This is a genomic window from Arthrobacter sp. NPDC056691, assembly GCF_042791415.1.
GTDB lineage: Bacteria > Actinomycetota > Actinomycetes > Actinomycetales > Micrococcaceae > Arthrobacter.
The window spans coordinates 36,185-48,299 of record NZ_JBHTXX010000003.1; the positions used below are offsets into that span (position 1 = coordinate 36,185).

The following is a 12,115-nucleotide window of genomic DNA, read 5'->3' on the forward strand; positions in this document are numbered from 1 at the left end:
AACCCCGGAGGCCACCCCGACCCCCGGCGCATTGAGGTGCTCGTGCCCATGCGCTGGGGGGACATGGACGCCTATGGGCATATCAACAACGTGGAGATCGTCCGCATGCTGGAGGAGGCGCGCATCGCCGCCTTCGGTCCGCCCGCCGGCGCCAGGCTGCCCGGCATTGAACCGGAAGTCTCGCTGTTCAACGCCGTTCCCAAAGGGACCATGGCGCTCGTGGTGGATCATCGGATCCGGTACGTGAAGACCCTCGAATACCGGAACGTCCCCGCGGCGGTCCAGGTATGGGTCGGGGCGGTCAAGGGCGCAAGCTTCGACATTCACTACCTTGTGCAGGACCCCGTAACTGGCGACGATTGTGTGAAGGCCTCAAGCCATTTGGCCTTCGTCGATGAAGCCACCGGAAGGGTACTGCGGCTGACACCGGAACAGAAGCAGCTGCTGGAGCCCTTCATTGAGCGCAAGGAGCATTGACCGTGGGAACCGGGAAATTCGAAAAGAAGAGTATGGCACGGAAGAAGAAGTCCTGGAAGGAACTTCCGCCTGCTGCGCGCATCGGCACCATTGTGATCGGAGCCGCGCAGCTCGCCTTCCTCGCCGCGGCCCAGCGCGACCTTTCGCGCCGTCCCGCCGAGCAGATCCGCGGCTCCAAGATGTTCTGGCGGCTGGCCACGCTGGTCAACTTTATCGGCCCGGGCTGCTATTTCGCCTTCGGCCGGAAGCGGCTGCCCGCTGTTACCCGGAAGTAGCTTTCCGGCTGGTCATGGTGCTGGCGCTCAGGTTAACCCTGTAAATTTGAACGCATGACCCCCGCCCCAAAGCCTGCCATGCACCGCGCCCTCGGAATCTCCAAAGAGATCGAGGACGCCGCGTGGTTCGTACTCGGCGCCGGGCTGCAGGGCAGGCCATCGGCGCTGGACGGCCGCACGCAAACGTGGACGGCGGAGGCCGCGGCGGAACTGCTGGAACGCCTTGACCGGGGAGTCGCGGACGCCAAGGCGCCCATGATGACCAACCTGCGCCACAACCTGGCGGACGCGTCCCCTTCGGCGAAGCAGCTGGCAGTGGAACTCCTCTTCCTGCAGTCCTTGCCGCTGGCGCACGAGGTCAAGTCGCTCAAGGTCAAGCGGGCGCGGGTCGCCGAGGCAGCGTCCTGGCTAGAACCGCCGTTGGAGCTCCCTGATGAGCTTTACCAGGGCATGACCGACCACGGCGTCATCCGCGACCGGACCGCCGAGTTCAACTGGACCATCTGGGACCACCTGAAATGGCTCTGCCGGTTCGTGCAGAACGTCGACCGGCAGTCCACGGCCGAAATCGGCAAAGCACTGACGGATCCGCTGACCTTCCACATGCTGGCGGCGGAAACGCCCGATGACCAGCCGGCCATCCGCCGCAGCATCGAATACCTGGCCTGGCCCAGCTACTTCGAGCCGGTGGTGGCCGACATTGAACGCCAGGAGATCCGGGACGCCTTCGCCTCCCTCGTCGGCGGGGCCAAGGGGGACAGCGAGGAGGAGATCACCGCCGACATCCGCCGTATCCGCCTGCACCTGGATGAGCAGGCCGGCCAGCGGATCGACTGGTACTCCCGGCAGCTGGTGAGCCAGTGGCGGAAGGTCGGGGACCCGGGCCGCCGGGCCTGGCTGCTGCGAACCCACCACGACAACGCCGAGCTCCTGGCTGCCTGGACGGCAGAGGAGAAGGTGACGCTCGATGTCGAACACCTCCGCCTGCTCGACGCCGGCGTTACCGCCGGGCTGGTCCAGCACGCCGTGGACGAGGACTACAAGCACCTCGGCTACGTCGAGCGGGAAGACACCAAGACCGCCGTCTTCGCGTTCCTGACCGTCATGAAGCCGGGCGACCTCGCGCTGTACCAGAACGCCGGCGCCGTCCGGATCGGCGTCGTGCTCGGGGAGCCGGACCACAACGGGGACAACCGGCGGATGCGCCGCAAGGTGCGCTGGTTCGACGAAGCCCACGCCGTGACCGACCTGCCGCGGCACATCCAGCGCCAGCTGGCCACCCCGGGCATCGTCGTCGACGTCACCCGGGTGGTGCAGGCAGTGCAGGCGCTGCTGCCCGCCGAGGCGGAAACCGAGCCCGACGCCGATGCGTCACCGGCCACCGTTGCCCTCCCCGTACTGGGCGGCTTCCGCCCGGTGACGCGCGAGTTCGCGGACTCCCTCCACATGGAGGTGGAGCCGCTGCAGGAGATCGCCGACCTGCTGGAGGAGAACCGGCAGCTGGTCCTGTACGGCCCGCCGGGAACCGGCAAGACCTACCTCGCCAAGCACCTCGCCGCCGAACTGGCGCAGGACAGCACCGACGAGCGGGTGAAGCTCGTCCAGTTCCACCCGTCCTACGCCTACGAGGATTTCTTCGAGGGGTACCGGCCGGACAAAACCGACGAGGGCCAGGTCTCCTTCAAGCTCGTGGCCGGGCCGCTGCGCCGGCTCGCGGAGGAAGCAGCGAAGCCCGGCAACGAGTCCAAGCCCTACTTCCTGATCATCGACGAGATGAACCGCGCCAACCTGGCCAAGGTGTTCGGCGAGCTGTACTTCCTGCTGGAATACCGCGATGACCGGATCTACCTGCAGTACAGCCCCAACGAGCCGTTCACGCTTCCGGACAACCTGTACATCATCGGCACCATGAACACCGCGGACCGCTCCATCGCCATGATGGACGCCGCGATCCGCCGCCGCTTCGCCTTCATCGAGCTGCACCCGCAGACCGAGCCGGTGAGGGGATCGCTGCTGAGGTTCCTGGAGGCCCGGCAGCTGGACACCACGCCGGCGCTGCTGCTGGACGCGCTCAACCAGGCCATCGATGAATGGGACCGCGACCTGATGATCGGGCCGTCCTACTTCATGAAGAAGGCGGCGCAGACCCCCGCCGGCCTGCGCCGGATCTGGAAGTACGAGCTCATGCCGCTGCTGGAGGAGCACTACCACGGCCAGCTCAACCGGGCCCAGCTGGAAGAGCGCTTCGGGCTGGACCAGCTGCTGGGACGCCTTGCGGCTCGCTAGCCCGGCGGCCCCCGTGGTGGTTGCCGGAACCGGCGCCGCTGCCCGTGGCGGCCGCGGCTCTGCGCCGGCGCTGCGGCACATCGTTCTCGATGAGCTCTCCCGCGGCACTGTGGAGAAGCTCGACCCGGACAGCGCCGCCTTCCTGAACTCCAGTGGCCTGGCCAGGGCGACGCCCATGGGCATGGGGCTTTTCAGGATTGAGCCCGTCGGCATGGTCGGATCCGTGCGCACCCCGCTGGTGCAGCTCGACGTGCGGCCCAAGGACAGGCTCGGGCTGAGCCGGCTGCTTTTCCTGCTGAGCTACGCCGGGGACCAAGGCTTCCGCGACGACACCGTGGCGGCCGACGAGGACGCCGAGCTGTGGAGCGCCCTGGCGGCGTCGTTGGTGCAGCTCGCCGATCGCGCCCTGCAGCGCGGCGTCCTGCAGGGCTACGTCACGGTCGACGAATCGCTCCGCACGGTCAAGGGCCGCATCCGCATCTCGGACCAGATTTCCCGCCGGCCGGGGATGCTGGTGCCGCTGGAAGTCTCCTACGACGAGTTCACCGAGGACATTCCGGAAAACCGCATCCTGCGCGCCGCGCTCGACCGGATGTCCCGCGTCCCGGGCGTGCGCCCCGATGTGCTGGGCCGCCTGCGGCAGCTGAAGGGAAAGCTCGACGGCGTCACCCGCCTACACGCCGGCGCCCCGCTTCCGTCGTGGCAGGCCAGCCGGATGAACCTCCGGTACCACGCCGCGCTGCGGCTCTCCGAGGTGATCCTGCGCAATGCGTCCGCCGAGGCGGGGGAGGGCAGGCAGCAGACGGCATCCTTCGTCGTCGACATGGGCAAGGTCTTCGGGGACTTCGTCGGCGCAGCCCTGCGCCGGGCCATGGCGGCTTTTCCCGGCGAGATGAGGCTGCAGTACAACGCGATGCTGAACGAGGCGGTCCGGGACTCTGACAGGCTGACCGTCCGCCCGGACGCCGTGCACCTGCTGGGCGGCCGGCCCGTGGTGGTGTACGACGCCCAGTACCGGGCCGGCACCGACCAGGGCGCCTCGCTTTCGGCGGACCATTTCCAGATGCTCGCCTACTGCACCGCCTTGCGCGTGCCCACCGCCTGGCTGGTCTATGCCGGTGCGGGCGAGATGAAGCTGAGACGGATCCTCAACACGGACATCGACATCGTCGAGTTTCCGCTGGATCTGTCCCGGCCGCCGTCGGAAATCCTGGCAGCCGTGGCCGACCTGGCCGAGCAGTCCTGGGGAGAAGTGGTGCGCCAGGCGACCCTCGGCCGCTAGCCTTGCGGATCCTCAAGTTCACCGGCCAGCTCGGAACCTGCCAACTCGGGACCGGCCAACTCGGAACCATGCAGTGCGAGCAGATGCTCGAGGAGGGCCTTCTCCGGGCACCCGGCATTGTGCGCAAGGCAATGCCGAAGCCGGCTTCTGGCGGTGGCGCTGGCAGGGTCACTGTCCTCGAGTACTGAAGCAATGATGCCGACCACCTGCCGCCGCAGGGAGTCGATTTTGGGGCGGCGTGCGTCCGCCTCGTGGGGTGAAGCGTCCTGTTGGGCTGTGCCGTCAGGAGACGATGTGCTGCCCTGGCTTTCGGAAGGGCGCTCTGGCCCCAGATTCTCCAGCGAGGCTGTAGGCGCCCCAGCCACCCGGAAGTCGGCCGCATGGAAGTAGGCATCAGAGTGGACAAAGTCGTGAGCATCCCACCGGAGATAATCTGCCATCCTGACACTTCAACTTTCGGTATGCCCGTTTCATCCCACTGACTGGGCAAGTCCACTTGTGGAAGACCATGCAAACCGTCCAGGCCAGGCAGTCAACGGGACCGGATCTAGCATTCGAAAAACCGCTCAGACTTATTAGAACAATATCCCAAGACAGACAGGTCTGTCTTGCATATTGGGATAGAATATTCCTAATGGCAGAGGTACCCAGCTCCAAGCGGTGGAGCGCCGGGGAACCAGCTTCCGGAGCGCTTCAGACTGGACCGCAACCGGCCGCCACGCCCGGCTTCCCGCACCCATCGGGGGGCAGGACGATTGGCGAGGACACTGCGGGGTCCGGCCCTGCCGGAATGCATGAGCGGATCGTCGACGCGGCCTATGAGCTCTTCGCCCGCCGTGGCGTCCGGGACGTGGGAATCAACGAACTCATCAGCAGTTCCGGCGTCGCCAAAGCCACGTTCTACCGCCACTTTGCCTCCAAGGACGAACTCGTGCTGGCATTCCTTGAGCGGCGCGACCAGGTATGGACGGTCAATGCCATCATGGGGGAGGCGCGGGGCAGGGCGGACAGCCCGGAGCAGCAGCTGCTGGCCATCTTCGATGTCTTCTCCGACTGGTTCCACCGCACCGACTTTGAGGCCTGCTCGTTCATCAACGTGCTGCTGGAGATGGGCGCTTCGCATCCGCTGGGGCGGGCCAGCATCAACTACCTCGCCAAAATCCGCGCACACGTGAAGCAGCTCGCGGACGAGGCGGGGCTGCAGCGGACGGACGACTTCTCCCGCTCCTGGCACATCCTGATGAAGGGCTCAATCATCTCCGCGGCAGAGGGCGATCTTGACGCGGCCTGGCGTGCCCGGCAGCTTGCCGGATGGCTGATCGAGGACCACCGGGCGTAACCGAAAGGACACGTTCGGGCGGATAGCGCGGTCACGAACTCAGTTCTGCGTTGCGCGAGTTGTGCCTTGCGCTAGTTCTGCACTGCGCTAATTCTGGACCGGCACGGCAAACGTAAACGTGGTGCCTTTCCCCACTTCGCTGCGGAGCGAGACCCGGCCCCCGTGGGCCTCCACAATGGCCTTGCTGATGGACAGCCCCAGCCCGACGCCGGGAATGGTGGAGTTGCGGACGGCTGCGGACCGGAAGAACTTGGCGAAGACCTCGTCCTGGTCCTGTTGGCTCATTCCCATGCCCGTATCGCTGACGCTGCACACCATGTGGCCGTCCTCGGACCGCAGCGCAACCACCACGTCCCCGCCGTCGGGCGAGTATTTGATGGCGTTGGACACAAGGTTGTCCAGGACCTGGGAGATCCGCGCAGCATCGATGTGGGCCTCCAGCCGCTCCGGGGCGTCGGCGCGCAGGTGGATGCCTGACTCCGCGGCCCGCGGCAGGGCAGCGGTGACACTCGTGCGCACCAGTTCGGCCACGTTAACGGCCTCGGGCGTGACGAGTAGCTGGCCGTTGCGGCTGGACAGCAGGTCCGAGACCAGCGTGAGCAGCCGTTCCGAGTTCCGCCGGATGATTTCCAGGGGGCCGCGCTGGGAGTCGGTGAGGTCGTCGTCGTCGTCCAGCAGAAGCTCGACGTAACCAAGAATCGAAGTGAGCGGCGTGCGGAATTCGTGCGAGACATTCGAAACGAAATCGTCCTTGGCGGCCAGGGCGTTCACGAGCTCGGTGACGTCACTGAACACGATCACGGAGCCGGCAAAATTCCCGTCCTGGTCCGTCATGGGCCGCGCGCTGGTGGATATGGCGCGTTGTTCGGCGCCCGCTCCGAGCCACACGAGGTAATCGGTGAATTCCTCGCCCAGGACCGCGCGCCGGACCGGCCGCTGGTCGACCGGGACCAGGGTGGTCCGGTCAGCGGAGAACACCAGCAGTTGGGACTCGTTGGGATCGTCGATCGTTGGGGGCGTTGCCAGCTGGTGATGCTTGCGCTGCTTGCGGTTCATCAGGATGTCATGGCCCTGCGCGTCGACGGCGAGGACGCCCATGTGCACTGTGTCCAGGACCGTGTTCAGCAGCCGTTCCTGGCGTTTGCTTCCGGTCAGCACGCCGCGGAGCTGAGAGTCCTTTTCTTCCAGGTCCCGCTGCTGCTCCTCAAGGTCCCGCTGCTGGCGGACCATGCTGAGCGTCATGACGGACACGGTGACGCCGATGCCCAGCATCATCACCGGCAGCAGGAAGGAACGCGCGAGGTCTTGGCCGGAGACGGCGCCGCGGAGGAACAGCGGCACCCAGATGATGCCCAAGGGGCCGAAGAAGGAAATGGCCACCGCGGCTTTGGGGAACAGCCCGGAGGCACACAGCCAGATGACCGGAAAAACGGCCATGAGGCTGAGGCCCGTCAGGCTGTCCTGGCCGCCTTCCCTGCCCAGGCAAATTGACACCAGGTCCAGGAGGGGTATTACCAGGAAAGAGGGAAACGGCAGCCGGTGCCAGGGGACGGCATAGCAAAGGATCAGTATTACTGCCTGTGACAGCAGGAAACTGATGAAAAGGGGATTGCGGAGAGTCTCAGGGAAGAACGCCAGAATAAGGAAAGTTGTGATTCCTGCCGTCACGGATAGCGGCATTTGGCTCAGCATTACCCTGCCCCGCAGGGAGTACTCGTGGAAGGGCCGCCGGAAGAGCAGGATCCGGCCGGAGGAATCTTTCCAGGCGATACTGCTCATGGGCGATGGTCCATCTGGGCGTGGCGTGAGAACCGCATAGGAGCAGGATATCCGCCGGGAGCTATACTGCAGACGGGATGTAGCGGGCTGAGGGGGCTGCGATGGGTGATACACGCGTGGGACTGGTCATTGAGGATGACCACGATATTCGCGAATTGGTGCGCGTCGTTTTGACGCAGGCCGGCTTTGAAGTGCGCGCCGCAAGCAGCGGAGCCGAGGGCGTTCTCGCCGCCAGGGAACTGGACCCGGCGGTCATCACGCTCGACCTGGGACTGCCGGACATCGACGGCTTCGAGGTCGCCCGGCAGATCCGCCAGTTCTCCGACGCCTACATCGTCATGCTCACTGCCCGTGCGGAGGAGCTGGACACCCTGATCGGCCTTGAGTCAGGCGCCGACGACTATCTCACCAAACCGTTCCGTCCGCGCGAGCTGCGTGCCCGCGTTGCGGCCATGATGCGGCGTCCGCGTTCGACGCCGGAACTTGCCGAAGAGGCCGGCTCACCGGCCGCCGCCGCGAGTGAGGGGCGGAAGTACACCCACAATGGCCTGGACCTGAGCTACGAATCCCGGACCGTGGCCGTTGACGGCCAGGAGCTGAGCCTGACCCGCACCGAGTTCGACCTGCTGCACGCCCTGCTTGAGGCGGGCCGCATGGTCCGTACCAAAGCGGATCTGGTGCGCCGCCTGCGGGACGAGCCGTACGACGTCGGAAGTTACATCAGCGAGGCGGACGAGCGGTCCGTTGAGGTGCATATGGGCAACCTGCGCAAAAAGCTCGGCGATTCGGCGCAGAGTCCGCGCTGGCTGCAGACTGTCCGCGGCGTGGGCTACCGGCTGGCTCCGGCTGAGAACTGAACTGCGCCCTGCTCCAGTTCAGCGCTGGGTCAGCCCGCCGAGAGAAACAGCTCCAGCTGTTTCTCCACGGCGGACATGTCCCTGAGCTCGCACTCCCAGACGGTGAGGACCTCCCAACCGTCGTTTTCGAGCTGACGCCGCTGGCTGGCGTCGCGGTCCCGAGTGCCGGTGCGTTTCGTTTCCCAAAATTCGGCGTTGGCCTTGGGGGCGTGCTGGCCCACCTTGCAGTCGTGGAAGTGCCAGAAGCAGCCGTTGACGAAGATGACTTTGCGCCGTCCGGCGAAAACGAGGTCCGGGTTGCCTGGCAGCTTGATGCCGCGCGAGGCGCCATGCAGGCGGTAGCGGTAACCCTTGGCGTGCAGGAGGCTCCGCACCAGCAGTTCGGGCTTGGTGTTCTTGCCCCTGATGCGGGACATGTTCCAGCTGCGCTGCTCGGGAGTCAGCCGGTCCGCCATATTCCCAGTTTAGGCCGGCGGCGTCTCTAGAAATCGCGCTCCGGCTGCTCGCCAAACTGGAAATGCCGGCCGCTAACGGAACCGGGATCGATCTCCACGTAGAAGTCCTTCAACGTCGGGACCCAGGACGCGAGCCCGAGCTCTTCGGCTTCGGCGATCTCCGCTGACTTGCTCAGGACGCGGGCTGTCCCCCGGAGCACCACCGACCAGGCCTGGTCCGACATGATGCCGTCCGTCTCGAACAGGACCCTGTCGTTGATGGTCACCTGCGCGAGCTTGCTGCCCGGCGCTGTCCGGAAGTACAGCTTCCTGCGGCTGGTCACGTAATTGACAGGGAAGATATCCGGCTCGCCGGCCACTGTGACCACAAGGCGGCCGTGCTTGGTGCCCTCCAGGAGTTGCCAGCACTGCTCTTCGTCGAGGACCAGGATGGGATCGCCGTCGGCGTGGGTGAACATCATGTGCTCCATTCTTCTACACTGCGTAGAAAAACGATAGGTGTATGGACAGATTTTCCCAGTAACCGCGGCAGCGCGCCACAGGTCAGGGCCGTTGCCTTGACCAGCCTGTTTGTATCTTTACACCGCTGTAATACGGCCGGAACCGTACTGTCGCACGGCGTGACTAGCGTCGGCGAGGAAGACAAACCGGTGATGAAAGCGGATGCCTCATGACGAATGACCTGAAGGACAGCGAACTGTTGGATAGCCCGGGCGGCGGTCCGACGGCGGGAGGTACCGCCGTCGGCCGTTCCGGCGTCGGACTGGAAACTAAGCGGCCACGGGCGGCCGGCAAGGCGGCGGCAAGCAACGCCGACGCCAATACCGACGCCATGAGCGCCACGAAGGAAAGCCTGGAGGATTACACGCTCCGGTTCGCCCCGCGCTCTTACCGCAAGTGGAGTGCCGGCGTGGTGGCGACGAGCGCGCTGGGGGGAATTGCCTACCTGGCTGATTTCTCGATCGGGGCGAATATCGGGATTGCCTACGGCACGGTGAACGCGGTCCTCGGAATTGTCGTGGCCGCGGTGATTATCTTCGCTACGGGTTTTCCGCTGGCCTATTATGCCGCGCGCTACAACATCGATCTGGATCTGATTACCCGCGGTTCCGGGTTCGGCTATTACGGCTCGGTGGTGACGAACGTGATCTTTGCGACCTTCACGTTTATTTTCTTTGCGCTGGAGGGATCGATCATGGCGCAGGGCCTCGAACTGGGGCTGGGAATACCGCAGTGGCTGGGTTACGCCGCGTCCACGATCATCATCATTCCGCTCGTCATTTATGGGATGAACACCCTGGCCAAACTCCAGGTCTGGACAACGCCGCTGTGGCTGCTCCTCATGGTGGTTCCCGTCGGCTACCTGCTGGTGTCCCACCCCGGCAGCATCGATGACTTCTTCGCGTACCCGGGCAACTCCGGTGCCGCGGGCACGAATCTGGCATCGGTCATGCTGGCCGCCGGCGTCTGTCTGTCGCTCATGGCGCAGATCGCGGAGCAGATCGATTACCTGCGCTTCATGCCGCCCAAGACCGCCGAGAACAAGGGCGCATGGTGGCGTGCGGTGATCCTGGCCGGGCCGGGATGGGTCCTGTTTGGTGCGGTCAAGCAGATCGTGGGCATGTTTATCGCCGTTTACCTGATCGCCAAGCTGGATCCTGCGGCATCGGCGACGGCGAACGAGCCCGTGCACCAGTTCCTCGGCGTCTACGAGGAGATGATGCCGGCGTGGCTGGCGATGAGCCTGGCCGTGGTGCTGGTGGTCATTTCCCAGATCAAGATCAACGTCACCAACGCCTACTCCGGCTCGCTGGCGTGGACCAACAGCTTCACCCGGGTGACCAAGACCTACCCCGGGCGCATGGTGTTCGTAGCGGTGAACCTGCTGATCGCGCTGATCCTGATGGAAGCCAACATGTTCGACTTCCTCAACACGATCCTGGGCTTCTATGCCAACTGCGCCATGGCCTGGGTGGTGACGGTGGCCTCGGACATTGCCATTAACAAGTACCTGCTGAAGATTTCACCCAAGGCTCCGGAATTCCGGCGCGGCATGCTGCATGCAGTGAACCCGGTGGGATTTGTGTCCATGCTGGCTTCTGCCGGGGCGTCAATCGCGGTGTTTTTCGGTGCCTTTGGTTCCGGCATCCAGCCGTATTCACCGATTTTCGCAGTGGTGCTGGCGCTTGTCCTGCCGCCGGTTCTGGCGGTTCTGACCAAGGGCAAGTACTACCTGCGCCGCTCCGATGACGGGATCGACCTGCCAATGCTCGACGCCGACGGGAACCCCAACGACGCAAAGCTCCTCTGCCACGTGACCGGCATTGAGTTCGAACGCCCGGACATGATGCGCTCGGCCCAGGACGGGCCCGACGGCGAACCCCAGTTTGTCTCGTCGCTCGCCTTGTCGACGGACAAGACGGGGGAGCTGGTGCTTCCGGCGCGGCCCCGGCTTACGCCGCAGGTCAGCGCCGGAACGGTGTAACCGACCGGTTGGCTGAAACTCGGCGGGTCCGGTGAGATTCTCACCGGGCCCGCTTTGTCTTCTGCCTGGTGGCTTGAACCCTCGGAAAATTTTGCCTGTGGATAACTTTGAGCCGAAAAGTGTGACCTCGGTTACCCTTTAACCATTGTTTGGACACAGATGTCTTGAAACCTATCCGGGGGGATTAGCGCATGACTTCTCGTACCTGCATTTCCGAACGCCTCCGTCTGCCTGTGATCTCCGTGCTTGCTGTGTCCGTCCTTGCCCTCAGCAGTTGCAGTGGTGGCGGAGACCCGCAAGCTGGCCCTACTGCCTCGACCGTGGCGTCGCCAGCGCAGTCCGCGTCGGGTTCGGCGTCTCCCAGTGCTACGCCCACGCCCAAACCAACGCCCGTGTACAAGCCGGCTGACGCCAAGGGGCGGGCGCAGAATGTGCCGGTGCCGGTCAAGCCTGCCCTGGCCGACAAGAACACGAAGGAGGGGGTCGAGGCTTTCACGAAATACTGGTTCCAAACCCTCTCCTACGCCTACGAGACTGGCAATACCAAGTTGATGGAAGTGGGAAGCGGTCCGGACTGTCGGTTTTGCAATGGGCTGCGAGACAACATCAAAAACGCGTGGCAGGGTAAACAATGGATTGTCGGAGGGAAAATACAGACTCCGTCGGTGAGCGGCCTATACAAAAAAGAAAGAACATCGCAGCAGGCGACAGTTCAAGTCATTCAACAGGAGATCACCATCTACAAGGGCGATGGGACGCCCTTCCCCGACGTGACCAAGCAAACCAATACCGGGTCGCAGGCCGTGCTTCAATTCGATTCGTCGGGTTGGACTGTGATTGACCTCGGCCTTATTCGCTGATCATGAAGTGCGTAAGCCGG

At 64.6% G+C, this 12,115-nt stretch carries 12 protein-coding genes; 8 read left to right on the forward strand and 4 right to left on the reverse strand.

What is annotated here, in order from left to right:
* The first annotated feature begins 48 nt into the window (after positions 1 to 48).
* The 4 genes from ACFRAU_RS03735 to ACFRAU_RS03750 are packed head-to-tail and all read left to right on the forward strand — an operon-like array spanning position 49 to position 4,320.
* Positions 49 to 477, forward strand: a complete 429-nt coding sequence (locus ACFRAU_RS03735; protein WP_377999074.1) for an acyl-CoA thioesterase — start codon at positions 49 to 51, stop codon at positions 475 to 477.
* A 32-nt stretch (positions 478 to 509) separates the two neighbouring features.
* A complete protein-coding gene (locus tag ACFRAU_RS03740; protein WP_377998857.1) occupies positions 510 to 752 on the forward strand; it encodes a hypothetical protein in 243 nt (80 codons plus the stop codon).
* Positions 753 to 806: 54 nt separating this feature from the next.
* Positions 807 to 3,038 (forward strand): McrB family protein, encoded by a 2,232-nt coding sequence (locus ACFRAU_RS03745; protein ID WP_377998858.1) that lies wholly within the window; start codon positions 807 to 809, stop codon positions 3,036 to 3,038.
* Positions 3,025 to 4,320, forward strand: coding sequence for a restriction endonuclease (locus tag ACFRAU_RS03750; RefSeq protein WP_377998859.1), 1,296 nt, complete (start codon positions 3,025 to 3,027; stop codon positions 4,318 to 4,320). The genes ACFRAU_RS03745 and ACFRAU_RS03750 overlap by 14 nt, the downstream gene beginning before the upstream one ends.
* Here ACFRAU_RS03750 and ACFRAU_RS03755 read toward each other — a convergent pair.
* On the reverse strand, positions 4,317 to 4,760 hold the full coding sequence (locus ACFRAU_RS03755) for a hypothetical protein (RefSeq protein ID WP_377998860.1): 444 nt from the start codon (positions 4,758 to 4,760) through the stop codon (positions 4,317 to 4,319). The two genes, ACFRAU_RS03750 and ACFRAU_RS03755, sit on opposite strands and share 4 nt — an antisense overlap.
* A 350-nt stretch (positions 4,761 to 5,110) precedes the next feature.
* On the opposite strand from ACFRAU_RS03755, the gene ACFRAU_RS03760 reads away from it, so the two are divergent.
* Positions 5,111 to 5,659, forward strand: coding sequence for a TetR/AcrR family transcriptional regulator (locus ACFRAU_RS03760; protein WP_377999075.1), 549 nt, complete (start codon positions 5,111 to 5,113; stop codon positions 5,657 to 5,659).
* Positions 5,660 to 5,746: 87 nt separating this feature from the next.
* On the opposite strand, the gene ACFRAU_RS03765 is transcribed toward ACFRAU_RS03760, so the two are convergent.
* Entirely contained in the window at positions 5,747 to 7,438 is a 1,692-nt protein-coding gene (locus ACFRAU_RS03765; protein WP_377998861.1) for a sensor histidine kinase, read from the reverse strand.
* A gap of 101 nt (positions 7,439 to 7,539) precedes the next feature.
* On the opposite strand from ACFRAU_RS03765, the gene ACFRAU_RS03770 reads away from it, so the two are divergent.
* A complete protein-coding gene (locus tag ACFRAU_RS03770; protein ID WP_377996677.1) occupies positions 7,540 to 8,295 on the forward strand; it encodes a response regulator transcription factor in 756 nt (251 codons plus the stop codon).
* 29 nt (positions 8,296 to 8,324) lie between these two features.
* On the opposite strand, the gene ACFRAU_RS03775 is transcribed toward ACFRAU_RS03770, so the two are convergent.
* Together ACFRAU_RS03775 and ACFRAU_RS03780 are read right to left on the reverse strand one after the other, a co-directional pair.
* Positions 8,325 to 8,750 carry a very short patch repair endonuclease gene (locus tag ACFRAU_RS03775; RefSeq protein ID WP_377998862.1) on the reverse strand — a complete coding sequence of 142 codons (426 nt, stop codon included), beginning with the start codon at positions 8,748 to 8,750 and terminating at the stop codon, positions 8,325 to 8,327.
* 26 nt (positions 8,751 to 8,776) lie between these two features.
* Positions 8,777 to 9,211, reverse strand: coding sequence for a pyridoxamine 5'-phosphate oxidase family protein (locus ACFRAU_RS03780; protein ID WP_377998863.1), 435 nt, complete (start codon positions 9,209 to 9,211; stop codon positions 8,777 to 8,779).
* 209 nt (positions 9,212 to 9,420) lie between these two features.
* Between ACFRAU_RS03780 and ACFRAU_RS03785 the strand changes: the two genes are divergently transcribed.
* On the forward strand, positions 9,421 to 11,235 hold the full coding sequence (locus ACFRAU_RS03785; protein ID WP_377998864.1) for a purine-cytosine permease family protein: 1,815 nt from the start codon (positions 9,421 to 9,423) through the stop codon (positions 11,233 to 11,235).
* 191 nt (positions 11,236 to 11,426) lie between these two features.
* The gene (locus ACFRAU_RS03790; protein WP_377998865.1) at positions 11,427 to 12,095 is read left to right on the forward strand and encodes a DUF6318 family protein; all 669 of its coding nucleotides are present in this window, start codon (positions 11,427 to 11,429) and stop codon (positions 12,093 to 12,095) included.
* Positions 12,096 to 12,115: the final 20 nt, after the last annotated feature.